Source organism: Johnsonella ignava ATCC 51276 (assembly GCF_000235445.1).
Lineage (GTDB): Bacteria > Bacillota > Clostridia > Lachnospirales > Lachnospiraceae > Johnsonella > Johnsonella ignava.
The window spans coordinates 20,744-47,056 of the sequence record NZ_JH378841.1; the positions used below are offsets into that span (position 1 = coordinate 20,744).

General features: G+C 36.6%; 22 protein-coding genes and 1 pseudogene. 1 reads left to right on the forward strand and 22 read right to left on the reverse strand.

The window, feature by feature from the left end; all coding sequences use genetic code 11:
- Positions 1-29 precede the first annotated feature (29 nt).
- The 21 genes from radA to HMPREF9333_RS11190 form a co-directional block, all read right to left on the reverse strand.
- Entirely contained in the window at positions 30-1,394 is a 1,365-nt protein-coding gene (radA, locus tag HMPREF9333_RS11080) for a DNA repair protein RadA (protein ID WP_005542122.1), read from the reverse strand.
- A gap of 73 nt (positions 1,395-1,467) precedes the next feature.
- Positions 1,468-1,890 carry a hypothetical protein gene (locus HMPREF9333_RS11085; RefSeq protein ID WP_005542124.1) on the reverse strand — a complete coding sequence of 141 codons (423 nt, stop codon included), beginning with the start codon at positions 1,888-1,890 and terminating at the stop codon, positions 1,468-1,470.
- Positions 1,891-2,088: 198 nt separating this feature from the next.
- On the reverse strand, positions 2,089-2,706 hold the full coding sequence (saoL, locus tag HMPREF9333_RS11090) for a MerB-like organometallic lyase SaoL (protein ID WP_350297497.1): 618 nt from the start codon (positions 2,704-2,706) through the stop codon (positions 2,089-2,091).
- Positions 2,707-2,712: 6 nt separating this feature from the next.
- Complete coding sequence (saoA, locus tag HMPREF9333_RS11095) at positions 2,713-3,465, reverse strand: ABC transporter ATP-binding protein SaoA (RefSeq protein ID WP_005542128.1); 753 nt, start codon at positions 3,463-3,465, stop codon at positions 2,713-2,715.
- Positions 3,462-4,253, reverse strand: a complete 792-nt coding sequence (gene saoP / locus HMPREF9333_RS11105) for an ABC transporter permease subunit SaoP (protein ID WP_408611234.1) — start codon at positions 4,251-4,253, stop codon at positions 3,462-3,464. The genes saoA and saoP overlap by 4 nt, the downstream gene beginning before the upstream one ends.
- Positions 4,220-5,005, reverse strand: coding sequence for an ABC transporter substrate-binding (seleno)protein SaoB (gene saoB, locus HMPREF9333_RS13390; RefSeq protein ID WP_239591065.1), 786 nt, complete (start codon positions 5,003-5,005; stop codon positions 4,220-4,222). The genes saoP and saoB overlap by 34 nt, the downstream gene beginning before the upstream one ends.
- Positions 4,974-6,083 carry an ABC transporter substrate-binding subunit SaoX gene (saoX, locus tag HMPREF9333_RS11120; protein ID WP_005542131.1) on the reverse strand — a complete coding sequence of 370 codons (1,110 nt, stop codon included), beginning with the start codon at positions 6,081-6,083 and terminating at the stop codon, positions 4,974-4,976. The genes saoB and saoX overlap by 32 nt, the downstream gene beginning before the upstream one ends.
- A gap of 24 nt (positions 6,084-6,107) precedes the next feature.
- On the reverse strand, positions 6,108-6,587 hold the full coding sequence (gene saoC, locus HMPREF9333_RS11125; protein WP_005542132.1) for a Cys-Cys-COOH (seleno)protein SaoC: 480 nt from the start codon (positions 6,585-6,587) through the stop codon (positions 6,108-6,110).
- Complete coding sequence (gene saoE, locus HMPREF9333_RS11130) at positions 6,584-7,669, reverse strand: efflux transporter SaoE (protein ID WP_005542133.1); 1,086 nt, start codon at positions 7,667-7,669, stop codon at positions 6,584-6,586. The genes saoC and saoE overlap by 4 nt, the downstream gene beginning before the upstream one ends.
- An 11-nt stretch (positions 7,670-7,680) precedes the next feature.
- A complete protein-coding gene (saoT, locus tag HMPREF9333_RS13395) occupies positions 7,681-7,944 on the reverse strand; it encodes a thioredoxin-like (seleno)protein SaoT (RefSeq protein ID WP_330370773.1) in 264 nt (87 codons plus the stop codon).
- 281 nt (positions 7,945-8,225) lie between these two features.
- Positions 8,226-10,757, reverse strand: a complete 2,532-nt coding sequence (locus HMPREF9333_RS11140; RefSeq protein ID WP_040883045.1) for an ATP-dependent Clp protease ATP-binding subunit — start codon at positions 10,755-10,757, stop codon at positions 8,226-8,228.
- 138 nt (positions 10,758-10,895) lie between these two features.
- Positions 10,896-11,936: an ATP--guanido phosphotransferase gene (locus HMPREF9333_RS11145; protein WP_005542138.1), complete on the reverse strand. Its 1,041-nt coding sequence runs from the start codon at positions 11,934-11,936 to the stop codon at positions 10,896-10,898.
- Positions 11,929-12,543, reverse strand: coding sequence for a UvrB/UvrC motif-containing protein (locus HMPREF9333_RS11150; protein ID WP_005542141.1), 615 nt, complete (start codon positions 12,541-12,543; stop codon positions 11,929-11,931). Before HMPREF9333_RS11150 ends, HMPREF9333_RS11145 begins: the two co-directional genes overlap by 8 nt.
- A 93-nt stretch (positions 12,544-12,636) precedes the next feature.
- Positions 12,637-13,011 carry a GntR family transcriptional regulator gene (locus tag HMPREF9333_RS11155; protein WP_005542143.1) on the reverse strand — a complete coding sequence of 125 codons (375 nt, stop codon included), beginning with the start codon at positions 13,009-13,011 and terminating at the stop codon, positions 12,637-12,639.
- 191 nt (positions 13,012-13,202) lie between these two features.
- A complete protein-coding gene (locus HMPREF9333_RS11160; protein WP_005542145.1) occupies positions 13,203-13,964 on the reverse strand; it encodes a zinc ribbon domain-containing protein in 762 nt (253 codons plus the stop codon).
- Positions 13,965-14,202: 238 nt separating this feature from the next.
- The gene (locus tag HMPREF9333_RS12365) at positions 14,203-16,437 is read right to left on the reverse strand and encodes a cadherin-like beta sandwich domain-containing protein (protein WP_050798146.1); all 2,235 of its coding nucleotides are present in this window, start codon (positions 16,435-16,437) and stop codon (positions 14,203-14,205) included.
- A complete protein-coding gene (locus HMPREF9333_RS11170; protein ID WP_005542148.1) occupies positions 16,437-18,860 on the reverse strand; it encodes an SH3 domain-containing protein in 2,424 nt (807 codons plus the stop codon). The genes HMPREF9333_RS12365 and HMPREF9333_RS11170 overlap by 1 nt, the downstream gene beginning before the upstream one ends.
- A 454-nt stretch (positions 18,861-19,314) precedes the next feature.
- The gene (locus HMPREF9333_RS11175; RefSeq protein WP_005542150.1) at positions 19,315-20,976 is read right to left on the reverse strand and encodes an FAD-dependent oxidoreductase; all 1,662 of its coding nucleotides are present in this window, start codon (positions 20,974-20,976) and stop codon (positions 19,315-19,317) included.
- A 217-nt stretch (positions 20,977-21,193) separates the two neighbouring features.
- Positions 21,194-21,757 (reverse strand): alkyl hydroperoxide reductase subunit C, encoded by a 564-nt coding sequence (gene ahpC / locus HMPREF9333_RS11180; RefSeq protein ID WP_005542152.1) that lies wholly within the window; start codon positions 21,755-21,757, stop codon positions 21,194-21,196.
- Between the two features lie 349 nt (positions 21,758-22,106).
- Entirely contained in the window at positions 22,107-23,627 is a 1,521-nt protein-coding gene (locus tag HMPREF9333_RS11185) for a sensor histidine kinase (RefSeq protein WP_005542153.1), read from the reverse strand.
- A 160-nt stretch (positions 23,628-23,787) separates the two neighbouring features.
- Positions 23,788-24,468, reverse strand: coding sequence for a response regulator transcription factor (locus tag HMPREF9333_RS11190; RefSeq protein WP_005542155.1), 681 nt, complete (start codon positions 24,466-24,468; stop codon positions 23,788-23,790).
- Between the two features lie 254 nt (positions 24,469-24,722).
- On the opposite strand from HMPREF9333_RS11190, the gene HMPREF9333_RS11195 reads away from it, so the two are divergent.
- A complete protein-coding gene (locus HMPREF9333_RS11195; RefSeq protein ID WP_005542156.1) occupies positions 24,723-25,622 on the forward strand; it encodes a flavodoxin domain-containing protein in 900 nt (299 codons plus the stop codon).
- 429 nt (positions 25,623-26,051) lie between these two features.
- Here HMPREF9333_RS11195 and HMPREF9333_RS13700 read toward each other — a convergent pair.
- Positions 26,052-26,204 (reverse strand): annotated as a pseudogene (locus HMPREF9333_RS13700) (integrase core domain-containing protein); the annotation flags it as partial.
- Positions 26,205-26,313 lie beyond the last annotated feature (109 nt).

Genomic DNA, 26,313 nt, shown 5'->3' on the forward strand with positions numbered 1-26,313 from the left:
ACATCTCCCAGGCATGGTTTTTTATATATTTATTTTATCAAATCTATCGCTTCTCTTATACTTCTGACGCCTATCAGATTCATATCGGATAATCCTGAAACCTTATTAAGCAAACCGGCAGGCAGTATACAGGTTTTAAAGCCGAGCTTTTTTGCCTCCTTTATGCGAAGCTGTGCCATATTTACAGCTCTTACTTCACCGGCAAGACCCACTTCACCGAATATGACTGTATCATCATCAATACTTCTATCCTTAAGGCTTGATACCAGTGCCATAACAATAGGCAGATCAAGTGCAGGTTCATTCATCTTCATGCCGCCTGCTATATTTATGTAAGCATCATACCTGCTCATCTGAAGACGGCACCTTTTTTCAATCACTGCCATAAGCAGATTCACTCTATTTACATCAGTACCTACTGAAGTACGCCTGGGCATACCAAATAAAGTAGGAGTTACAAGAGCCTGGGTTTCAAGAAGTATAGGCCGGCTTCCCTCCATAAGACAGGCAACTGCCGCACCTGATGCCCCCTCAGGTCTTCCTGAAAGCATATATTCAGAGGGATTTGCCACCTCTTTAAGACCGTCATTATACATCTCAAAAACACCTATTTCATTTGTAGAGCCGAAGCGATTCTTTACTCCCCTCAGTATACGATAGGAGGCAAAGCGTTCTCCCTCAAAATACAGCACCGAATCAACCATATGCTCAAGCACTCTAGGTCCTGCAATCTGTCCTTCCTTTGTAACATGACCCACTAAAAATACTGCTATTGAATTTGATTTTGCCATCCTCATCAGCTGAGAAGTACACTCCCTTACCTGTGTGATACTTCCCGAAGAAGACGAAACATCCGGTTTATACATGGTCTGTATTGAATCAATTACAACAACCTGAGGTTGTTCAGACAATATTACATTCTCAATTACTGCCGTATCCGTTTCACACAGAAATTTAAGCTCACCTTTTATATCGCCTATTCTTTTTGTACGCAGCTTTATCTGTTTAAGGCTCTCCTCACCTGATATATAGAGTATCCTCCCTCCTGTTGCAGCAAGGTTTCGGCATACCTGAAGCAGTATAGTGGATTTTCCTATACCGGGATCACCTCCTATAAGAACCACAGAACCTGCGACTATACCGCCGCCAAGCACTCTGTCAAGTTCGGATAATCCGCTTGTATATCTGACATTTTCATCTGCCTCTATATCATCAATACAAACAGCACGAGGCAGCATTTTTTTTATTGTATTTCCCGGTTTTGCCGCCTCACTGCCAAACTTCATTTCCTCCATGCTGTTCCATACCTTACATGAAGGGCATTGACCAAGCCATTTTGCCGATTCAAAACCACATTCATTACAAAAAAATACGCTGCCTCTTGATTTAGCCATATTTACCTCTTTAATAATATTAAAATTAAAAACAACGGAAACAATTAATTAATAATCATTTACTTAGAATTTATTACTGTTTATCAGCCTTTACAATCTTTATCTCAGATACATTTCCGTCATCAAGCTCAACACCTATTACAAACTTTCCGCTTAAATTGGTTTTCATCACGCCAATAGGAGAATTGTCTATGAAAACCTCATAATCGGTTTCCTCCTCAAGTCCTAAGGTTATCTGTGCATCAGCCACTCCTTCTACCACAAAGCTTATAGTATTATTTGAGAACTTAAGATTATTCACACTCGTTCCGGGAATTGATTCATATATAAAATTACCGTTTTTTTCAAGTTTTGTTACCTCACTGTATGTCTTTACCTTGTAAAGATCTCCCTTATGAGCAAAATCCGATAATTTACTCTTTATTTTAAGTCTATGATTTCCAAAACTTAAGCCCCCGTCAGCTTCATTTTTTATCAGCTCTTCTACAACAGACATAATTAACCCCTCCTTAAACATAAATCGAACTAAGGAAATGCCTTATAATGCATCTCCTTATAATTTTAAATCAATTATATATTTAAATCAATAGTTAAGTACGGTGATTGACCGGATTAAATTTAAATTTAAAATAAAAATAATCCTGCCCTCTAAAGACAGAATCATTTTTTAATAAATATTAAATCAGCCTGATTCTTACCTTATACTGAATGTTCTCTCAGCCACTTTAAAAGCATCCTCAAGTGCCAAAGCATAAGTATTTTTCTGATCATCCTCTGAAATACTGTTATCATAATACATTTGTATATTTTCTTTTGAACTAAAGAAATTCATCACATTTCAGCAGTTTGCCGCCCAATTTTCTACCGCTGCAAGGTCTACATGGATTACATGTATATTTTCAGGAGAGTATTCCACTATTTCTTTATTTTTAATAGTTACATGAATCTCTTCTCCTGAAACCGGACATATAGAGCTTATCTTAGTATCCTGTTCGAAAACAAAAGTAGAACCTAAAGCGTCAATGGCGCACATTGAAAAAAACTCCCTTCCATCTGCAAGTTCTACATGGTGATTGGTCGGCGTTTTTGAAACAGGATAAGCAAATACTATCTGTCCTTCTTCCAATACCAGCACATCTTTATCTACCAGTGATTTTAATATTTCTTTTTCTTCTCCTGCAAAATCATCTTGATGAAGAAGATCTTGTGTAGAAATCATTCTATCAAGCATTTTTTTTCTAAACATACTTTCTCTGTCATCAAGTTTTTCATCTACATTTATTACTTTATTCAAATCTATTAAAGTATTCATTTAATATTATATTGCCCCTCTTTCCGATATTTTTTTAATCAGCATTTCGCAGTAATCTTTGTATTTTTCACAATATCTGTCTCTTGGTCTGGGAAGCTCATTCATTAACTCATGTACAATCTCCCCTTTATTTGTAGACATCAAAATAACTTTATCACTCAAATATACTGCCTCATCCACATCATGAGTTACCATAATCACAGTAACTTTCTCTTCTCTGCAAATATTTCCAATTTCTGACTGAAGAGAACGCCTCATTATAAGATCCAGGGCTCCAAGCGGCTCATCCATCAATAAAACTTTCGGTTTTCCTGCAAGTGCACGTACCAAAGCCGTCCTCTGTTTCATACCGCCTGATATTTGGTGAGGATATAAATCTTCATACCCTTTTAGTTTAGAGATTTGAAGTAAATGTTCAAGCCTCTTACTCTCCTCGTCTTTAGGAATCTTTTGCTGTTTCATCGGAAATAAAATATTGTTTTTTACACTCATCCATGGGAAAAGAGCATAATTTTGAAATACAAATGCTCTGTCGGGATTTGCCCCGTTTACCACTTCCCCATCAAGTTCAACAACACCTGAATCATTTTTTTCAAAACCGGCAATTATTGAAAGCATGGTCGTCTTGCCGCAGCCGGAAGGACCAAGTAATGTAACGAATTCCCCCTCTTCCACATTAAAACTGATATTATCCAAAACTTTTTTTTCTTGTTTTTGATTTGTAAATGTTTTACAAATATTTTTTACCTGCAGCTTCATGACATATACCTCCATCTTGTAAGGTATCTGTTAAGAAGCTGCAATAATATATCAATTATATAACCGATTATTGCAGATATAAACATCAGCGCAATCAATACATCCGTCTGCATCATAGATTGTGCTTCAACCATAGAGTAACCAAGACCGGCACTCGTCGCAATAAACTCCGCTCATATAACCGACATCCAGCCGCTTCCTATGGCAAGTCTGGCACCCACAAGCATATCGGGCAATGCTCCCGGAATAACTATATTACAAAAAATACTCCATTTATTCGCCCCCATGGTTTTTGCAGCATTATAGTAATCCTTGGATATCCCTAACACTCCTTGATTTGTATTTAATATCACTTGAAACAATCCATTAAGTGCTATCATAAACAGAGTAGGTCCCTCTCCTATTCCAAGCCATATAATCGTCAAAGGAACCCATGCCATCATAGGAATCTGTCTTAATGAATTCATCAGACCTCCAAATACATAGTTGAATGTCTTTGACAGTCCCATAGCTATACCTATAGGAATTCCTACAATCAGTGCAATTAGCCAGCCTTTTATAACACGCATAAGAGTAATCCATACATTGCTCATAATCTTTGCATTTCCTAAACTGCTTACAAAAGCCTTTGCCGTAGCAAGCGGAGTAGGCAGTAACAGCGGTATGGAAATCTTTCTGGCTGCAATATACCAACTGATAAGCAGCAATAAGTAGAACCCTATTTTTATAAAACCATCGCTGATATTTAGTTTTATTATTTTTTTATTTTCAGTAGTTTTACCTTCCAAGTTTCTCCGTCAACCTCCTTCAAATCAGTATATCTTGCAATATGACTATTCCTTTTTGCCACGTCTTCATTTAATATATCCACCGCTTCATTGTAAACTTTTGCAAATGCTTTAAAATCCGAACTGTCCTTGTAGCCCTTTACTGCTACAAGGACAAAAGTATCTCCAAGGTCCGGATATTCTCTGATCCCTTCTAAACCGCCGCTTTTTGCAATATCTATAAATACAGCATCCACCTGCTTACTTTCATAAGCGTATGCAAGTGCCGTTCTGTTTGTTTGAATAATTAAACTTTCCGGATATATACTTAGTAAATACTCTTCATGAAAGAACTTACTTTGCTGTATAGCAATCTTTTTAATGTGCTCATTTTTTTTAACTATCACATCAGTATTTTGAAATAAAGGACAAACTATCTCCAAATCCTTATTATTCTCCACCAGAGTCTTAGCCGCATCCTTACAAAGTATAGCCATAGAATAAACTTCCGTACTCAATGCCCATTGAGAAGTTTTAGCTCAGCAGTCTCTTATAAAAAACGGCTTTATTTTCTTATTTGGCTCTAGGCTCTCTTCCCTGATTATAAAATCTATTACAAATCCGGACATATCATCAGCTGCACCTATGCCTATACCCTGACTTTTTTTATTTTCATAATAGTGAAAGCAAAAAATAACTATAAAAGCAGCAATACATAAAACAGGCATAAAAGCAAAGCTTTTACGGATCGACTTCATTAGCTTTCTTTTCAAATTCCTCGTAGGTCATACCAACCGGAAAATTTTTATCTACATTATTTTTAATAAATTCCTCAAAATTATCCAAGTTCGCCTCGTTGTAAATATCCCTTTCAATAACGTCTTCCATATCCGGAAGGTTTTTTATAAGATTAAACTTTTTATATACATCATAGGCATGAGTAAATTCCTCCTCATTAAGTTGCCATGTGAGGGTTCTTCCCTCTTCAATACATTTTTTATAAATTGTCATCAAAGACACTTCATAAGGTACATTATAGTATTTAGAGAAGATTTCCGCCGCTTTTTTGGGATGCTCATATATGTACTTAATACTGTCCTGATGTGCTTTAAGCAGTTCAACTGCCAAATCACGATGTTCTTTTATAAAATTTTTATTAAGTGCAAAACCGCAGCAAATTCCCATGGCACCATCCATCTCATAGTAGGTTCCCATAATCTTTCCTACTTTATTGAACTCTGCCATAGAGCCCCATGGATCACAGCAGGTATATGCCTTTATCTGTCCGGTACTAAGTGCCAAATAGCTGTCTGAGTCTGAACCGGTCTGTATAAGTTCATACTTTGCAGGGTCTGCTGACAGATTAAGTGTTTGTGCATATCCTGCCAGCCAGCTTTCTGAAGTTGAGGGATCAGGCATAGCCACTTTCTGGCTGTAAAGATCTTCAGGTTTTTCAATATCATTTGCCACAACTAAATACATAGATCCGCCTATATGATTGTTGGCAGCATATACTATAGGTGAACCTTCACCATTTGCAGCCACCAGACCTCTTGCTCCTATATAACCTGCATCCATCTGCCCTGCTGCCATTGCCTGAGGTACTTTCCCGTTTCCTGTAAGCTTGACATTTAAATTATGTGCCTTATATATGCCCGCCGCCTCTCCTACGGGTCCTGCTACCATATGATCACAGTTATAATAACCTACATTGATCTCATAGTTACTTGCAGTAACAGAGTCTTTGGATTCACCTTTTCCCCCCGTTTCAGAGGTTTGGGATTTCGCACAGCCTGATACAGTAAATACAGACATTAATAATAAACCCCACATAACATAATTTTTTTTCATCAAAGTATTCTCCTCTTTATTTTTTTAACAACAGTTATCCATATCTTCGCTGAACAAATCCCTTATTTCAAGGTCTTCTTCCAAACGATAGATTGCGTAACCGTAATTGCCATTTTTTGATCCTGAAATTATAAATTCAATATTATCTTTATCATCAATATTTTTAAACTTAATCTCTACATTCTCTCTAGGTGCAACAGCGGTTTTTGAAAGAATATAATCGTTCTCATCTTTATATATAAGTACTATGCTGTAATTTTTCTCATCGCCCTTTGGATTATAGACTACAACCAAATCTTTTTTTCCGTCATTATTAACATCTTCCTGTGCCGCACGGATTATTGTCTGATTTTCAAATTCCTTCTGATACTTTTTTAAAAAAGGGTGATTTACATCTACTCCTATTCCCCTGCCAGCCTGAATATTTTTATCTTTAGAATATATTATAAATCCGATTTCCAGTAAAATAATAACTGCCGTTGCCCAAATTGCTGTTTTTTTCATGCCTTCCTCATTTCTTTCCAAGTCATAATCTTATAATACATAGCAATTATAAAGAAAATCAAAATAATTCCCGTACATAAATACTGCACTTCTTTAGGAAAAATAATCATCAAACGATTTGCACTTTTTATTGAATAATCTATTCTGTCAATACTAATCTGAGGCTCATAATCAGGCAATAAAATAAGATTGGTAATATAACCTAAAAATACTGCACAAACAGTTACCAGAACACCATAAATAACTGCCGACCTTTTACCTATCATCCTATATATACTAAGCAGCTCCGCAATATTGGTTGATGCACCTGCAATTAAAAATGTAACTGCCGAGCCGGGAGAAGCACCTGCTGCAATAAGTGCCGCAATAAAAGGGATATGACCGACTGCACAAACATACATAACGGTAGCAAGTACGGCAATATTTATAAGAGATAATGCACTTGGATTCCCCAAATACTCCTGAATTAAGGAAGAAGGGAAACTTACCATAATAAAGCCTGCCATTAGCATACCCGTAACCACATACTTGCTGATAACTAATGCAAAATCATTAATCATCCAGTTAAATCCGGACCTAAGCTTTTCTGATACGCTTCTCTTATCCTCCCTCATATCGCTTCTAAACCCTCCGTCCTCGCTGTATGCAGGAGCATAAAAAAGCTCCCTGCCGCTTGTCATGTTTGCAATCCAACCGATAAAAACAGGAAAGGTAAGCCCTATAATAAAATATATGATTGTAATCTTTCTGCCTAGTAGTCCATAAGATAATATAAGTGCTATCGGATTAATTACAGGAGTTGCCGTCATAAAGCAAAGTACCGGTCCTACATATGCACCTGCATAGTACATACTTATACCTAAGGGGACTGTTCCGCAACTGCAAATGGGTAAAATAACACCTGAAACCATTACTTTAAATAATGCCGAAAAGCTCTTATTTCCTAAATGTTTGTGAAGTTTTTCAACCGGGATTAAATCATGTAATGCACCGGCAATAATATAGCTTATAACTATCCACGCCGATGCCGTATTTATTAAATTAAATGATGCACGAACGATATTAAACAGATATTCTGTCATTCCATATCCTCCTACGTATCAAGCTCGTAAATTGCATCATCAATTGCCTTATCAATGCTTTTCCTGTTTAAATTTTTAATAAAAATTTTTTCATTAATTATCATAGTTCCGACATAAATCATGCCATATTTTCTTATGTAATCCATATCCTTTCCTGTCCGATACATTTTTAACTCTATTTTATCTCCATATCTTTCAGCTGACGATTGAACCAATCGTCCTATAGAATCACATGAAGGTCAAGTATTAATAAACTCTACCTTTATCTTTTTCATAATTTTAACTCCAAAATTATCATAATACTTACTCTTTAATGCAGTCTAGCACAGCAATTTGTCATTGTCAAGGTATTCCTGTATAACATAGAGATAAAACGTAAAATATTGAAATAAAAATAGTGAATTGTTACTTTTTAAATTTTCTTGTATACCGCCTTTTGACAAAGTATTATAAAACTCCCACGTTTTATATAAAAAAAAGAAACAATCTATTGGCATTTTTTAATATACTGCCTTAGTTTGTTTCTTTTAATTTAAAACTATAATGAAAAGCTTTTTTAATTTCCTACCTGTACTTCTGTCTTTATATCCGGGATATTAGAAGATTTCGGCATAAATACTATGCTTTTTTCTCCATCATTTTCAGCTATATCCGCAAGCACCGTATCTTTATTTTTTATACTGCCGTCAAGAACCGATTCTGCAAGCTTATCTTCAAGATAATTTTGAAGTGTTCTCTTTAACGGTCTTGCTCCGTACTTTTTATCATAACCTTTATCAATTAAAAAGTCTTTTGCGGCATCGCTCACTTCCAGTCTCATATCCATTTGTTCAATTGTTCTCTTATTTATATCTCTTAAAAGAATTTCAAGAATCTCATGCATATTTTCCTTTGTAAGCTGATGAAATACTATGGTTTCATCTATACGATTTAAAAATTCAGGCTTAAAAAGCCTGCCAAGCTCTTCAAGCACACCTTCCTTCATCTTCTTATGGTCGGCTGCATCATCAACGGCGGAGGTAAATCCCAAAAGCTTAGGTGATACTATACGTTCTGCACCTACATTGCTCGTCATTATTATTATAGTATTTTTAAAATCAATTCTTCTGCCATGTGCATCAGTGATATGACCATCATCAAGCACCTGTAAAAGCACATTAAATACATCAGGATGAGCCTTTTCAACCTCGTCAAATAATATAACGCTGTAAGGGTTTCTTCTTACTTTTTCAGAAAGCTGTCCCCCCTCATCATAGCCTATATATCCCGGAGGTGAACCGACCATCTTTGATACGGAATGTCTTTCCATGTATTCGCTCATATCAACTCTTATAAGCGCATTCTCAGTCCCGAACATACATTCTGCAAGTGCCTTGCTCAGTTCAGTCTTTCCTACACCTGTAGGTCCAAGGAATAAAAATGAACCTATAGGTCTTTTAGGATCCTTAAGTCCCACCCTGCCACGTCTTATAGCCTTTGATACCGCATTTACAGCCTCATCCTGTCCTATAACCCGTGCATGTAACATAGTTTCAAGTTCCTTAAGCCTCTGTGTTTCCTCCTGAGCAAGTTTCTTTACAGGAATCTTTGTCCATAATGCAACTACATCGGCTATATCAGACTCTGTAATTACAAGCTTCCTGTTTTTCTTATCTTTATCCCATTTTTCACGCAGTTTTTCTATCTTCTCAAGCTTTTTTTCCTGTTTTTTCTTTATTTCACCGGCTTTTTCATACTTTTCAGCCTTTACCGCCTCTTCTTTTTTAACCTCAAGCAAAGAAATTTCAGAATTTAACTTTTTAATTTCTTCAGGCTCCATATAGCTTTCAAGCCTTGCCCTTGAAGAAGCCTCATCTATAAGGTCAATAGCTTTATCAGGCAAAAATCTGTCCGATACATACCTTGAGGACAGCTTAACCGCCGCTTCAAGTGCATCATTGCTTATAGTGAGCTTATGGTGCTCCTCATATTTAGGTCTGAGCCCTACAAGTATCTGATATGCCTCCTCTTGATTTGGCTCATCCACTGTTATAGGCTGGAAACGTCTCTCAAGTGCGGCATCCTTTTCAATATATTTTCTGTATTCTTCAAGTGTGGTTGCACCTATAAGCTGTATCTCACCTCTTGCAAGTGCAGGTTTTAATATATTTGAGGCATCCATGCTTCCTTCAGCACCACCTGCACCTATTATAGTATGCAGTTCATCTATAAATAAAATCACATCTTTTGCAAATGTAACTTCATTTATTACTTTTTTAATTCTCTCTTCAAATTCTCCCCTATATTTTGAACCTGCTATCATAGCTGCAAGGTCAAGGGTTACAACTCTCTTTTCAAGTATATTTTCAGGTACATCTTCTGCCACAATACTCTGTGCAAGCCCTTCAACCACTGCCGTTTTGCCGACTCCGGGTTCCCCTATAAGGCATGGATTATTTTTAGTTCTCCTGCTCAGAACCTGCATAAGCCTATTTATCTCATTTTGTCTGCCTATAACAGGATCAAGCCTGCCTTTTCTGGCAAGTTCGGTAAGATCCCTTGAATATTTATCAAGCACCTGTGTATCAGACTGTGTCTGTTGAAAATCGTTTTTCTTTGGCTGCTGATAAGGTATTTCAGATGTTCCGTATTTAAGTCCGCTCTGTCGTGTACCGTCTCCCATACTTCCAAGTATATCAACATATAACTTTTGTATATTAACACTCATTGTATGTAAAAGCTTTGCCGCTATACAATTTACATTTTTTATAATTGATATAAGTATATGCTCAGTCCCTACAAGAGGTTTTTTAAATCTTACAGCCTCCTTATATGCGTTATCAAGCACAATAGCTGCCATAGGTGTATAGTTTTGTTTTCCATCCATAGCAACATTATAATTTGATGATATAAGCTGATCTATAAGACTCCTTAATTTTTCTTCGGTAACTCCGTTTTCTATGAGTATTTTTGCGGCAACCCCGCTGCCTTCCTGCAAAAGTCCGAGAAGTATATGTTCAGTGCCTACCGAAACATGCGAAAGTTCACGAGCTGCTTTTTCTGCAAGTTCAAGTGCCAAAGCGGCTTTTTGTGTATATCTATCCAATATTATACCTCCATAAAATGCTGTTTTCTGTAATTTATAATTTATATCTATATAAACCATGGTGATATAAGTATAAATTAATGCCGTTCATTTATAATTTATTAAATAATAATCATATTTTATAAAATAATAATCTAAGTTTTATTCTGAGATTCTTTCAATATTTTTTCTTAAAAATGCAGCCCTTTCCTGATTCATCTCATCCTTGGCAAGAGGCTTCTGTGCCCTCTTAAGCAGATGTGCCGGCTGGACACCGAATATAAGAGAATAAATCTCCTGCGGATTTTTTAATTTTATTATATTATCAGCCGCTCCCTGAAGCAGTATACTTAAATATTTAAGTGAATCTTTTAGTGTAAGCTTCCTTGCATATTTAAGCACTCCATATGCCTTATATACCTCATCTTCAATATCTATCCTATGCTCGGAAAGTGCTATTCTCCTTACTTTTGCTTCTTGTGAATTAAGCTGCATTGCCACCCTTGTAACCTGATCTATTATCTCTCTTTCACTATGCCCAAGTGTTTTTGAATTTGAAATATCATAAAGGGAGCCGCAGTTTTCCTGTCCTTCACCATATACTCCTTTTATAGATACACCAAATCTGCTCAATCCAAGTATCAGATTGGAAAAGCTTTTGCCTTTTGAAAGCAGCGGCATATGAAGCACTATATTCGCTCTCATACCTGTACCTACATTAGTAGGGTATGCCGTAAGATAGCCATACTTTTCATCAAATGCATATCTGAATTTTTCATTTATATAATCATCAAGCCTATCAGCACGCTTCCAAAGCTCCTCAAGCATAAGTCCGCCTGAAAGAAGCTGTAACCTTATATGATCATCACCGTTTATCACAAGGCTGATCTCTTCAGTATCACTTGTAATAAGACCTGTTTCTTCTTTTCTATGTGCTATAACAGAATTTATAACTCTCCTCTCCCTAAGTGCCTGCTTTTCAACATCACCGAGTTTAAAGAATTCTCTGTTAATACAGTCTCTTGCATCAATCACTCCTATACCTGAAAGTCCTGAAAGCATATCTCTTGTAAGAATTTTATTCTCTTCTTCTGATGTGCTTTCGGGAAATACATAGCCCTCAAGGTTCCTTGAAAGCCTTATCCTGCTGCTTACAAAATTATAATCGGTGCTGAGTTTTACATTTTCATACCATTTAGCCATTATTTTTTCCCTTTACGGCATTTTTCAAAACCTTTATCTCATCTCTGTATTTTGCAGCCGCCTCATATTCTTCATTTCCCAATGCCATCTTAAGCATAAGTTCAAGTTCCTCTATACGCCTCTTTTCAGATTCACCGTCCTGTAATGGCTCCTGTTTTGTATTTTTAGAACCGTCTTTGGTATCCTCATCTCCATGCGGTGTATCTGCCGTTCTGGACTTAGGAAGCATAACGGTAGCCGGTACTTTACCTTTATGAATATCACTTCCCTGAAGCTGCTTTATCGTTTCAGATATAAGCGGTCCAAAGATTTCATAACATTCACTGCATCCGAATCTTGAATTATTTATAAAACTGTCATAGCTTGTTTTACAGTTAGGGCACACAATCTGCCTGTAATCTTCTGTCTTGTTTGCAGGTTCCTGCTCTCCGAAAAGCCCTGAAAGCAACTTTGAAAGTGAAAATTCTTTATTAAACACTGAGGAATAATGCATAAATTCTATACCCTCGGCACATTGACTGCATAGATTGTATTCTCTTTTTGTTCCATCTATAATTTCATAAAATACTATATTAGCTTCTCTAAGTTTACATTTTTCACATAGCATATAATATCCCTCCTTAAAGTTTATCTGATAAATATTTGTTTCTATGCTTTAAATAATACAATTCCTGTACTATTTAAAAATTATTCTTATATTCTACCGATGTAAAAATCCGTCATACAGCTCATCAATAAGATTATGTGCATCCTGTCTGCATACACCGTTGCATATGCCTCTTGCCACAACCACTGCAAGTTCCCTTTTCATGGCTGCAAGAACACTTAATTTATCAACATCTATACATATTATTGCACCCTTTCTCCTGTCAAGCTTAATGAATCCCTCTCGTTTCAATATGGAATAAGCTTTATTTACAGTATGCATATTTATACCCACTAGATCTGCCATTTGCCTTACTGAGGGAAGAGAGTCTCCTTCTTTAATCTGATCAGTTGCGATATTCATAATTATCTGGTTGCAAAGTTGTATATATATAGCCTCATCACTATTAAAATCAATATAAAAATCCATAACTCTACCTCTATTATAACTGTTATAGCAGTAGTATAACATAATTTTATATAAATTACAAGTATTCTTTTAAAGTGCCGATCTGATACATATAACAGCCAAATAGCACTGATATGTCAACAGCCATCCACCGGAACTCCGGTACGGATGGCTGCAAAATAGCTTTTAATAACTTTCCATAATATCCTTTTTTAGTGATACCCTCCTCCGAAAGAGCCGTCAGCAGGTGTAGGAGAAGGTGCATTTTTAAATAAACGACTTTTCCTGAGATATTCATCAGTACCGAAGTAAGTCCTCACACGCACTGATTTCGTATAATATGCAAACATTATACCAAAGCTTATAGCAAGAACTATAATAGTTGACACAAGTCCTTTTCCATGAAAAAATACCGCTATCAAATTCAGTGCAACACTGCAGGCTGCCAAAATCTCATATATAGAAAGAAATGAAGGATCTTTCCTTATTACAGCCACAAACAGTCTTATATGTAAAATTATTAAAAATGTATTAATCATAGCTCTTATAAGATTATTTACCGTTCCATCATACTCTTCAATAAATGCAAGACCTAATCCGCCTAATAAACGGAAAATCGTTGCTATAACCAGAAATCCTGCATATAGTAAATCTATATAGGTAAAAAATGCAAGCAAACCTCCAAGACTATGATATGGATGCTGATAGCCTGATGAGGTCGTGTTGGCACCTTGCTGCGAACCTCCCTGATAATAATTCTGCTGAGTATTCCAGCCTCCGCTGCTCTGATTTACATTGCCGCCGGCATACCCCATATTCGCATTACTGCCTGTATAACCCTGGTTTGTACTGCTCCCTGCATTAAACTGATTGCTGCCGGAGTATAGTGTTGACTGACCGCTTAAATCTGCACCACATGCACTGCATATCTTTGAATTTTCAGGCATCTGATTACCACATTTTGCACAAAACATGTATGTTTCCTCCTCTATAAATCATAACCTAAAATTTACTTTGTTTTTAACAAAGCCGTTTATATTGTATCATATAAACGGCTTTCTTTCCTTAGTAAAGCTTAAAATTAAATTTACAAACTTTATCAGGTTATAAGATAAATATTTGGTAGTTTTAACCTTGATATATTATTAATTAATATTTTATAAATGTAATTTTACCTGTCAAATATCTTATTTTAACTTTAATATATACTTTTTACAGCTTTGGTTTTTCATTAATCAGTTCCTCATCAGTCATCTCTTTTGATGATACTTCATTAAAATCAGTATCTATAACTGTCTGACCAGGCTTATCAGGCTGAGTCCTGTGGTTTGGCAGGGAGTTTACAACCTCGATGTCGTCTTTATTTTTATTATCTGAGGTGCTTCCTGCCTCTTTATTATCTGAATTACTGCCTGCTGCTTTGTTTTCTGTGCCGCTGCCTGACTCTTTATTTTCTGAATCACTTCCTGCCGCTTTGTTTTTTTCATTGCTTTCAGCCGCTTTATTATCTCCGGTATTAGACTTAGCTTCCGGCTTTGAGCCTGAATCCGCATTTTCAGCTTCTATTTCTTCAAAATCAGTTACTTCTATAACTTCTGCCTCAGCCTTTTTAGATAATTCCGAAGCTTTAACACTGTTTACCCGACTTTCTACTGCAGTTTTAAGTATATCTTTAGAGCTTTTATCCGATATATTCTCTTTATTACAATTATCTTTTTGATTTTGTATATCCAAAGGAGCTTTTGTCTCTTTCATATCCTGAGCCTTGCTTTCAATATCTTCTCTCTTTATAACCTTAACCCTCGCACTGCTCTGTGTCTGCATAGTATTATTTTGTACTTTTGCTCCGGCAGTACCCGCTTTATCCGGATTAGAAGTCCCTGCTCCGGCAGTGTCAGCTTTATCGGAATTTATGTTTCCCTTTGTCTGTACATTTCCGGCTGCCGCCATGCCTCCGGTACCTGAGCCGGCATTTTGGGTATAATCATTATCGGATACAGACTTCCTTCTTTTTATAAATAACACCACTATAATAATTACAAGCAGGATTATAAGTGCTATTAAAGCAATTCCTCTTATATTATAGTCTTTTAGCAGTTCATTGTATTTTCCTGCCATACTGTCATATTCACTCTGAGGTACTGCATTTTCTATTGCAGGGTCGCTGAAATACCTCTGGAAATTTTTCTCTTTTACATCAAATCTGTAAAAGCTTTTTTCTCCGTCAGTGTTCATTGCATATACTATATAATATTCAGGCTCTGCTGAACTTGCCCATACCCATCCTGATATTTTTGTTTTTGCATCATTACCTCCGGTTTCAAAGGAAACCTCTTTAAATCCTTGAGGTACCTGTACTCCCTGAGGCAGAGGTACTACAGTTATTTTCTTTGCAGATGATGTAAGAACGGCAAATTGCGACCAGTTCCCACTTTTTTCATCATAGGCAAAAAGTCCTCCTGAACCGTCATCAGCTATAAGATACATTACTATTATATCACTGACTTCAGTCCTGCCTGCTGCCACATCTCTGCCATTATATACATATCTGCCTACCGTATAGCCTTCAGGTAAAAGTGAGGCATCAAATGAAGAAGCTACGCTGTAAGTCTGACCTCCTACCACAGCCTTCTCACTTGAAAGCTCCGCACCAACATTACCCTGACCGTCGGCAACAGGTGTTGAAAAACCTTCTGTCTTCGTAACGGTTATTGTATAAACCTTTACTGTTGAGCCATCCTGTGCAGTAACCTTACATTCGATCTTATTTTCACCAAGTACAAGGTTATCACCGCCGCTTACACTTATCACTGCATTGGCATCTGCCGCAGGTGCACTTATCGCTACATTATTAACTTCACCGCCCACCTGTGCACTGTACTGTGTAATCTCAGGTGAAAATGCAGGTGAAAGTATGCCGGGATATATACCTAGAGAAGCCAGATCAGCATTTGCCGAGCTTTCCGCTGCAGCCGCAATCGTAACTTTTGCACTTCCCTCATGGCTTAAACTGGCAGGTTTAGCATCAAGATCCTGTATTTCCCATGTGCTTATCTTTATATCAGATTCACCTGCTTTTAAAGTTTTAAATTTTAAATTAAATACCCATTCCGAATCATTTCCGCTCGCAGAAGCCGCACTCACCTTTACGGACCCCGCACCGCCCTGAGCATTATCTCCGCTTATAAACTCAATTGAATCAGGATCATAAGAAAGCATTATGTCCGCTTTCCCAAGTTTTCCGCCCTCATCAACCGCACTTACCTTCATAGTTACATTTATTTCATTGCCTAAAACCGCCGAAGGGTCCGAAAATGAAATTTTTGTATCAAGTGCATATGAAACTATAGAGGCAGTTTTTACTATGCTGAATACTAAAACCAGCATAATAGTTAAAAAACAGCATCTCAGCCCTGTTAATTTATGCCTACCTTTTAAGAATATCATTAATTTCCATCTCCTCCCGGTGATACAAGCTTAGGTCTGTCTGTTGATATCCCTTTTGAATCTGAAGGTGCTACCCCCTCACCAACAGAAGCGGAATTTTTACTTTTTGTATCGCCGGTACTATTGTTTGAATTGGGTGCAGTAAGGGAAGTATCATTTGAGCCCTTCTTAGGACTGTTTTCCTGCGTACCTGTACTTTTTGAAGCCTGTCCTCCACCTTGTCTTACAACGTTTATTACATAATTTCTTACAGTTCCGTTTTCAGCTTTGACTTCTATATTAAATGAATTATTGCCGCCGCTTAAGTCAACCGTTCCGGTACCGCTTATAGAAGCCTTTGCATCAACCGCCTGAGCACCTATATTAATCGAGGTTATTGACTGCGAAACTATAATATCATACTTTTCTATATCTTTGCTGAATGAAGGGGTAAGACTATAACCTTCAACACTCAGGCTTGACAGCTTATTGTTCGGACTGCCGTCGCCATTTGGCAGCTTCGCCCTCTCAGAAGGCATATTTTTATAAACCGGTATTGAAAATACAAGTTCACCGTTTTTAAGACTGTCCGAATATGCCTGTGAAAGCCTTGCACCTTCATCAGCTCCGCCTTCAATATTAGTCATATACTGGTGTTTATAAAGGTTTGTTCCAAGTACATTAAATTTCTTTAAATAAAATGTATCCTGATTTGCCTTTACATAATTATCTCCATAAAATATCGCCCCTCCTATTATAGCCTTGTCTCTGCTGTTCCAAGGTCTTGAATAGCTTCCCGACTGTGAAGCCCACCAGAGTCCACGCTGTGTAGGAGACATGCCTGCCGCCTCATAAGCCTGCACATTAAAATAATTATATATCCCCTTATAAGGCTCGGTATTTCCGCTTATCAGACCGCTCTTGCCTTCTCTTCCCTGCTCCTGTATAAGCATTGAAGTAAGTACATAGGGATTTACTCCCGATACCACCGCTGCCTCAAGTATTATATCTACATATGTTTTATTGCCTTCTATAGGCGTATAATTTGTATCCTCATTGGTTTTATTATCAGAACTTTTTGCATTCTTGTCTATCCCCGAAGATCTCGCATTGTTTCCATTCTCACTGTCAAGCCATATTCCGGGACCGTTTTGTGAGTTAATTTCTGAAAATGATGTTTTTTCACCATTTGACGGACCTGCCGTATCACCTGCGGCAAGACTGCCTGATATAGGACCGTAACCCAATTTTTCCTGTAATGCCGCATCTTTGGCAGGTGCTTCAAGCTTAATACTTGAAGATTTCTCAGATACAGGATCATTTGCATCAGTTGAAGCGTTTTGTGTTTCTTCAGTTTTTTCACTGCCGCTTCCGTTTTGCGGTTCATCTGTATTGCCTGATGCCGAAGCGGTAGGCGGCGTAAGACTTACGCCTGAAAAACTGCTTTCAGACTGTACGGATTTATCAGCCTTTGGAGTCTCTTTTTTCTCAGGCTGTTGTGCAACCGGCGCCGTAAGGCTTACGTTGGAATCCTTCTTCTCTTTTTCCGTATTTACTGCAGGAGACTGACTGCCTGATGAAGCTGAAGATGATATATCACGTTTTGCATTAAGAACCTGCGAGTTTGAAGCACGGCTTTCAAGATAAGTTCCTCTGACCATAGCTTCAATACCCTCAACATCATACTTGTTTTCATTATATCCCTGATTTAAAAACTGAAATACATTTACAGGATCAAGGAAATTTCTGGGATCCATATAATAACGTATTATATCGCCGCTTGCAGCCACCCACGCACTTGAGTCAAATCCCGGCCATGTGGAATTACTCCAGTTATATGCCCCCTCAGCAGTTGATTTCCATGAAGAAACACTGTTTTTACTGACAAGATTTCTTCCTACCACACTTTCATTCTCAACCGCAGTCTGCCAGTCTATATCTACCTTCTGTGCCTTAAATACCCAGTTAGGATACTGTGCATGCAATTTTCTGAGAGCTTCCTTATAATCCTCCGGAAAACCCTGTGCATCTAAGGCTTTTTCAAAATCTTCACTCCTTGTATATGAAGCACTTGAAGATGTCGTATTTATATATGTGCTCAGTGCATATCCCGTTTTTGCCTCAGCACCTTCACCAAATCTTACCTTATACCATTTGCTGCCGTCAGAGCCTGTAGTTTCATCGGTTATTATAACTTCGGTTCCCGCCCTCAGTGAAGCAACTTTTGAACTTGAGGATGAAGCCTCAGAGCGTATATTAAGCGAGCTTGCATTTACAATAGCTGATTTTTCGGCATACGCATATATTTTTACCAGATCGCTCGGGATAAAAGGCTGCGAAACTATAACCATTGCCGAGGCAAGTACATATGATGCCGCCCTGTTCAATATAAATTTATTTTTTACCTTCGTATTTTTTTTGTTTTTAAATTTTTTATTATTCATAAATCCAGTAATTCTCCAAAATATAAATTTGTTATAAATATAGCATTTAAATATCCCGCCTGTTTTTTTAAGCTTATTTTAACTATATTATAAAAAAGGCGCAGTTTCATATATTATCCCGGCTGTGTTAATGCTTCGGGTTTCGGAATATTTAAACATTTAAACATAAGGTATAAATACTATGCTTAAATGTTATACCTTAATAGCATATATTTTACCATTCATTAATAATAACTTCAATAAATTTACTTTTATTATTATAATTTCGTAAGAAAATCGTTACACTTACACCTATAATTAAAAACAATATCATATCGATATAAAGGTAAATTACAGCTTATTAATTATTAATAATATTATGTTTTAAACTAATGCCATTTTAAACAAAAAAACAATTCCCGGTCCGGCAATTTCCGGAATAGGAATTGTTTAAATTCAGGAATTTTTACATATGCTATATAAGCTCAATTATCTGCTGTATATCCTTCTTTCCAAACACAGGAGCACCGTCGTTTATTACCATGCACGGAACGCTCATTATCTGATATTTATCTTTTAATTCCTCAAAATGATTTATGTCATATATATCAGCACTTATCAAGGGATTTAAAGCCGCTATCCTCTGTGCGGCAACAACAAGGTCGGGGCAAACCGAACATGTAAGTGATACCATGATCTTTATAGCAGTCTTTTTATTAATTGATTTGATTTTTAAGAGCACATCTTCAGGAACAGCCTGCCCAGGTCCTGAAACATTATAAATTCCAAGTATAAATGAAGTAAACTCATGCCCTCCCGGAACTCCATGAAAAGCAAGTCCGCTGTCAGAGCCGTCCGGAGAGATTATTTTTACAAAGGGAGCGGCATCTGTAACGGATTTAACCTCATCCTCATAGCTTATACTTATCTTATCAGTCAATGCAGCGAGGCTTTCCATATATTCTTTAAGCTCGGAAGATACAGGTCTTTCATCAAGACAAAGCCTAAGGACTACATTGCCTGACATTTTTTCAAACACCGCCTCAAGCTGTGCAAGCATATCGGGGCTGAATAAACCTGAATTACCATTAGCGGCATCGGTTTTTGAACTGTTTTCTGACGGTACGGTGCCGTGTGTGCTTTTATCTGACTGTACAGGACGTATAGGAGAAATACCCGTTTCTTTCTGAAGCCTTGAAGCATATTTTTCAAGTTCAGTTGCAGCAAGTGCGCCATCTCCGACAGCTGTAACCACCTGCCTTAAAGCTTTGATGCAGACATCTCCTGCCGCATATACTCCGTCTGTACTTGTCTTTTGATTTCTGTCAGTAACTATATAACCGCTTTTATCAAGCTCCACAATATCTTTTACAAGCTCAGTCGCAGGCTCGTATCCTGCAAATACAAATATGCCGAAAGTATCACCATCAGCAGCCTTATATACAGTCTCCTCGCCGGTTATATTGTTTTTATAGGTTATGCTTCTTAAAAGGCTGTCTCCTTCTGCCCTTACAACCTCAGTATTTGTAAGTACCGTAATTTTCTCATGATTTTTTGCATGATCCGCTACAGCCTTGGCACATGAAAAGTCAGGCTTTCTTACCAGTATATATACATGTTTTGCATATTTTGTAAGGAATACCCCCTCCTCAGCAGCGGCAAATCCTCCACCTACCACAAATACATCTTTTCCTGTAAAAAACTCTCCATCACATGTTGCACAATACGCAACACCATGCCCTCTAAACCGTGCTTCTCCCTCAAAGCCGAGCATTCTGGGTCTTGCGCCCGTAGCAATAAGTATACCGAAACATTTAAAGGTTCCTGATGATGTTTTAACTTCCTTTACATCAGCATTTGCATTTATCGAAATTACCTCAGCCAGTTTAAATTCCGCACCGAAATTCTGAGCCTGACGGCGCATGGTCTCAGTCAATTCACTGCCGTTTGTATGCTCTATACCCGGATAATTTACAACCTCAGAGGTAATTGTTATCTGACCGCCAAATTTTTCCTTTTCTACAACAAGCACTCTGTAACATGCCCTTGCAAGGTAAATAGCAGCAGTCAGTCCGGCAGGACCGCCGCCTATTATAACTACATCATAAAAAATATCAAGAGTTTTGTCCTTTTCCACCTAAAATTAAACCTCCATAAAATCATTTAAATATGCGGGATTAGAAAAAATCCGATTTATAATCACTCGCATAAAGCTCATATTATAGTTTAGGGAAACACTGCTCAGTGTTTCCCGTACGAAAATCTCAGATACGCTGCACTATTCCTATCCGGTTTTGTACATATACATACACATACTCTTATAAAAATAAAACAACGCTTAAATCATTTTTTCTTTAAAGTTTTCCTACAAGGTCAAGACTTGGCTTAAGTGTCTTTGCACCTGGTGTCCATTTTGCAGGGCATACTTCATCACCATGTTCATGAACAAACTGACATGCCTGAAGTTTTCTGAAAAGCTCCTCTGCATTACGTCCTACATTACCGGCAGTAACCTCGTAAGCAACTATCTTTCCTTCAGGATTTACTATAAATGTTCCCCTTTCAGACATACCTGCCTGTTCAATATATACTTCAAAATCACGTGAAAGAACATGTGTAGGATCAGCAAGAAGGGGATATGTAATCTTTCCGATTCTCTCTGAGTTATCATGCCATGCCTTATGTACAAAATGTGTATCACATGAAACTCCAAACACCTCACAACCGGCTTTACTAAAACCGTCATACATATTCTGGAGATCTTCAAGCTCCGTAGGACATACAAATGTAAAGTCGGCGGGATAGAAGAAAAATACGCTCCATTTTCCTAAAATATCAGCCTTTGATACTTCTTTAAATCCGTTGTTATGGAAAGCCTGTACCTTAAAATCTGAAACCTCTTTGTTAATTAATGACATAACAAATTCTCCTTTTAAAATAAAATTTAATATATTAATTAGCATAAAAACAGTATAAGCATTAAAACATTCACGCTTTTAAACTGTTTAAAATTTAATTTTATACCATAGAAAATTTACCATATAATCCGTCTATATGCAAGCTTTAAATTTAAATTTTGTTAAATTCATCTTTATGTATAATCTCAGTAATAATTATCGTTTTTAAATATGCATAATTACCATTGTTACTTATTTTTACTCTTAAGGAAAGGCTGATTTAGTTATTATTTTCAACTCTATATTTATATACAAAAAATCACATATCAATATTCTAAAATTCATGTGATTTTACATACAAAATGCTTAATCATTGCTTTGTTAAATCTAAAGTCCCAAGCTCAAACCAGAATTCGACTCCATTATCTCTGTTTCTTACACCATAGCTTCCGCCATGTGCTTCTATTATCGCCTTTACTATTGAAAGTCCTATTCCGCTGCCGCCGTATCCTCTTGAATGTGCCTTATCAACCTTGTAAAATTTTTCCCAAATATGTTCAATATCATCTTCAGGTATACTTCCGCCTGTGTTAAATACAGACACCTTCACTCTTCCCGGAAATTTTTCAACTTTTACTTCTATATATCCCCCGGCATCTACATGATTTATCGCATTGCTGACATAATTTGTAAGCACCTCTTCAATTTTAAATTCATCCGCTTTTACAAATGCATTACCTGTATATATTATATTGATATTTACCTTTTTTTCACCGAGAAGTATTTTCGTTGAAGCCATAACCCCCTCTACAAGCTCATTCATATCAAATTCAGTTATATCGGGAGTTGCCGTACCTGATTCAAGTGCACTAAGTGTAAGGAGTTGTTTAACCATAAGGTTCATCTTTGAGGCTTCATCCATTATCACATCAGTGTAATACTTCCTGCTTTCCTCATCTTCACACAGCCCCACACTAAGCCCCTCTGCATATCCCTGTATCAGAGCTATCGGAGTTTTAAGCTCATGTGAAACATTTGCTATGAAATCCCGCCTCATCTCATCAACCTGCTCCTTATGTGCAAGTTCTGCCTGAAGCCTTACATTTGCCTGCATAAGCTCATCTATAGTATGTTTAAGTTTTCCCGACATAAGGTTCATATTTCTGCCAAGTATACCTATCTCATCTTCATATCTGCCATCATACCTTGCATTAAAATCAAGCAAACATATCTTTTCTGAAATATCAGCCAGCTCAAGTATGGGCTTTGTAACTCTCCTCATCAATAAAAATACTGCCGCCATACCGTATAGTGAAGCAAATATTCCTATATAAAGCAGAAATTTATTTGAAAGAAGCACACTTGTCTTAAGGTTTGCAATAGGTGTTGACATCATAACCTGTATCCTTGCATCACTTTGTATGTTTTCATCACTACAGTAGCCGAGAAACTCTATATATGATGAGTTATTCTCCTCGGAATCGTTAAGTATAATTCCATAGCGTTCATTTTCACAGATTTTTTCAATACCCGGACTATCTCCATTGCCTATAAAATCCGCCTTGATCCTCTTCATTATAAGCTCTCCATACCTTTCAGTAGATACAAGAGTCTTGTCGTTAGGATCGACTACTATTATGCTTATATTGTACCTGTTTGAGTATTCAACCAATATTTCGCTGAGTTTTTTTGAATATACGATAGTAGTATTTTTTTCGTCCTGATTTGTTTCCTGTTCATCCTCATCCTCATCCTGTACACTCTTTGATATCTCTTTACTGTTTTTTAAATCCCGGCTTTGTGCATCACTGCCGTCTCTTCCATATAATATATCCATAACCTCCGTATTTATGCTCTCATAAGCATTCTGAATTTCCTTGACCTTTTCCATTCTGTAGAACATCTCAAGCCCGAATGAATTTATGATACAGATCGAAATCAGCATAAATACTATAATTATAAAGAATACCCCGGTCAGTTTGAATCTTATGGAATGTTTAAGCATAATATTTTACTAAAAAACCAAAATTAGGATATTAAGATCCATATAGCTATGCATCAGGATCAAATTTATATCCCATTCCCCATATGGTTCTTATATACTCACCTTTCTCTCCCATTTTAGACCTTAACTTTTTAACATGAGTATCTATGGTTCTGGCATCTCCGAAATAATCATAGTTCCACACATTATTAAGTATCTTTTCTCTTGAAAGCGCTATTCCCTTATTCTCTATAAAATATGTCAGGAGTTCAAACTCTTTATAGCTTAAATCCACAGGTTTACCGTCTATCGTTACCTGATGTGCCGTTTTATCAATTTCTATCCCGCCTGAGGCTATCTTTTCCTCCTGTCCCAGACTGCTTCTTCTAAGTATCGCCTCAACCCTTGCAACAAGTATCTTTGGACTAAAGGGCTTAGTTATATACTCATCAACTCCGAGATTAAAACCTAAAAGCTCATCTCTTTCCTCACTTCTTGCAGTAAGCATGATAATCGGCAGTGATGAATGTTCCCTTATAGCTCTAAGTGTCTCCCAGCCGTCCATTCTGGGCATCATTACATCAAGTAAAATAAGCTTTATGTCTTTATCTTTATAAAAAATCTCAAGAGCCTCTTCTCCGTCAGCAGCTTCAATTACTGTAAATCCTTTAATTGAAAGGAAATCTTTTACCAGCTTTCTCATTTTCGCCTCGTCATCTACGACGAGTATTTTTATATTGCTGTCCATACAAAAATACCTCCATATATAAAAGACCTTATCCGTATTGATAAGATTTAATTTGTAAATCATGCCGTGTAAAGGCTATAATGATATAGTGTATCAGATAAATATGCTCTTTTCTACTCTTTCACAAATAATTCATGTTTAACGCAGGGAGTTATTAATGTAAAATAATTAATCTTCTAAGTTATAGAATAAGACATTTACCTGATTATATAAATAGCAGCTTTTTTAAATTGCTGAAAAAGGAGCAAATGGATATGAATAATATTAAGCACTTTAATAATACTCAAAACATAGAAATTTCTTTAAATAACAATATATCAAATACTCAAGTGAATTTTTATCCAAAAATAAAAGCAATTTATTTCTCGCCTACCGGAACAACTAAAAAAATAATTAAATCTATAGTCAAAGGAATTGAACCTAAAAAAGTGGATTATATTGATTTAACAAAAAGTAATATAATTTTAAAAAAAGAACCTGTAAATACTGACGAAGATGATTTAATTATTTTAGGAGCCCCTGTTTATGGAGGTTTTTTATATAAAGATTTTAGAAATTACATTAAATGTATTGATTTCAATGATAAACCTGTCGCAACAGCTTTATTATATGGAAATGCAGCTATTTTGTTCGCAAAACGGGAGATTATTTCTATAGTAAGAAAAAACAACGGGAAAGTTATAGGTTATGGAAATTTTGTTGGAGAACATTCATTTTCAACAACAAAAATACCTGTTGCGATAAATAGGCCTAATGCAGATGATCTTAATACAGCAATTTTATTTGGGAAAGCTCTTAGAAACAAACTGAATACAATAGATATTGTACCAAGCAATCAACATATAAGTTTGTTTGATAAGTTTGTTGATCAAATCGCTGATAAAAAACCCTTACATACCGGAAAAAGATTTTTTACCGTTCCTCAAACAAAACAAGAACTATGCAGTCAATGCGGCATATGTATAAAAAAATGTCCGAAAGCCTGTATAGATTCTGATCTTCAAACCAATAAAGATGAGTGTATTGTTTGTATGGCTTGTGTAAAAGCATGTCATAACAATGCACGTATAACTAAAGCTAAAAATCCATTTGTAAAATATGCTTTAAAAATTATAAATAGAAATAAAAAAGAATCTGATTTTACTATATTTTAAAGTTTATAAGATATTTACATTGAGCTTAAATAAAGAGTTAAAGATATAATTGTCATATGTGCCGATGAACTTGGTGGATGAAAGAGGCTATATCAGTAGTCTTTCCTTTCTTTGCGAGTATTCATTTACCCTGATATGTTGGTGAAATAGCAAAGATGCAGAGAGATACCTCCTGTTTAGATTTTGGTTAAACTAAGAAAAATCGAAAAAGTCTACCCCAGACATTAAAGTGAACCCATTTGTCAAGACAATTTTTCAAAAAAATTAAGTTGGATTTCGGAAGAGATTATTCCATCCCTTTCTCCCTTAGTTACCCACCAAGTGTGGATATATGAACTGTCAAGGGTGTGCTGCAAAGCAGCTTCCGAAGGAACCCTTTACAGCTCATATATCTGCACTTATACTACACAAGAGGGAGAAACAGGATAATTACCTATCCCGGTATATTTCTTCCGGTGTGCGGTATTTTAAGCGTGAGTGTGGACGCTCGTGATTATAAAATTTTATATAGTTATGAATTCCGATACGTGCTTCTTTTGGTGTCTCGTAAGCCTTAGGATATATATCCTCATATTTTATGGTTCGCCAGAGCCTTTTCTATGAATATATTATCGTAGGCACGCCCACGGTGATCCATACTAATTTTAGAACCTGCATCCAGAAAATCTGTGTGAATTTTGGGCTTGTAAAA

Bases quoted from the DNA above. Each gene is read 5' to 3' on its own strand.
- radA (WP_005542122.1), bottom strand. From the start codon at position 1,394: ATGGCTAAATCAAGAGGCAGCGTATTTTTTTGTAATGAATGTGGTTTT.
- HMPREF9333_RS11085 (WP_005542124.1), bottom strand. From the start codon at position 1,890: ATGTCTGTTGTAGAAGAGCTGATAAAAAATGAAGCTGACGGGGGCTTA.
- saoA (WP_005542128.1), bottom strand. From the start codon at position 3,465: ATGAAGCTGCAGGTAAAAAATATTTGTAAAACATTTACAAATCAAAAA.
- saoX (WP_005542131.1), bottom strand. From the start codon at position 6,083: ATGAAAAAAAATTATGTTATGTGGGGTTTATTATTAATGTCTGTATTT.
- saoC (WP_005542132.1), bottom strand. From the start codon at position 6,587: ATGAAAAAAACAGCAATTTGGGCAACGGCAGTTATTATTTTACTGGAA.
- saoE (WP_005542133.1), bottom strand. From the start codon at position 7,669: ATGACAGAATATCTGTTTAATATCGTTCGTGCATCATTTAATTTAATA.
- HMPREF9333_RS11145 (WP_005542138.1), bottom strand. From the start codon at position 11,936: ATGGCTAAATGGTATGAAAATGTAAAACTCAGCACCGATTATAATTTT.
- HMPREF9333_RS11150 (WP_005542141.1), bottom strand. From the start codon at position 12,543: ATGCTATGTGAAAAATGTAAACTTAGAGAAGCTAATATAGTATTTTAT.
- HMPREF9333_RS11155 (WP_005542143.1), bottom strand. From the start codon at position 13,011: ATGGATTTTTATATTGATTTTAATAGTGATGAGGCTATATATATACAA.
- HMPREF9333_RS11160 (WP_005542145.1), bottom strand. From the start codon at position 13,964: ATGTTTTGTGCAAAATGTGGTAATCAGATGCCTGAAAATTCAAAGATA.
- HMPREF9333_RS12365 (WP_050798146.1), bottom strand. From the start codon at position 16,437: ATGATATTCTTAAAAGGTAGGCATAAATTAACAGGGCTGAGATGCTGT.
- HMPREF9333_RS11170 (WP_005542148.1), bottom strand. From the start codon at position 18,860: ATGAATAATAAAAAATTTAAAAACAAAAAAAATACGAAGGTAAAAAAT.
- ahpC (WP_005542152.1), bottom strand. From the start codon at position 21,757: ATGTCATTAATTAACAAAGAGGTTTCAGATTTTAAGGTACAGGCTTTC.
- HMPREF9333_RS11185 (WP_005542153.1), bottom strand. From the start codon at position 23,627: ATGGAAAAGGTCAAGGAAATTCAGAATGCTTATGAGAGCATAAATACG.
- HMPREF9333_RS11190 (WP_005542155.1), bottom strand. From the start codon at position 24,468: ATGGACAGCAATATAAAAATACTCGTCGTAGATGACGAGGCGAAAATG.
- HMPREF9333_RS11195 (WP_005542156.1), top strand. From the start codon at position 24,723: ATGAATAATATTAAGCACTTTAATAATACTCAAAACATAGAAATTTCT.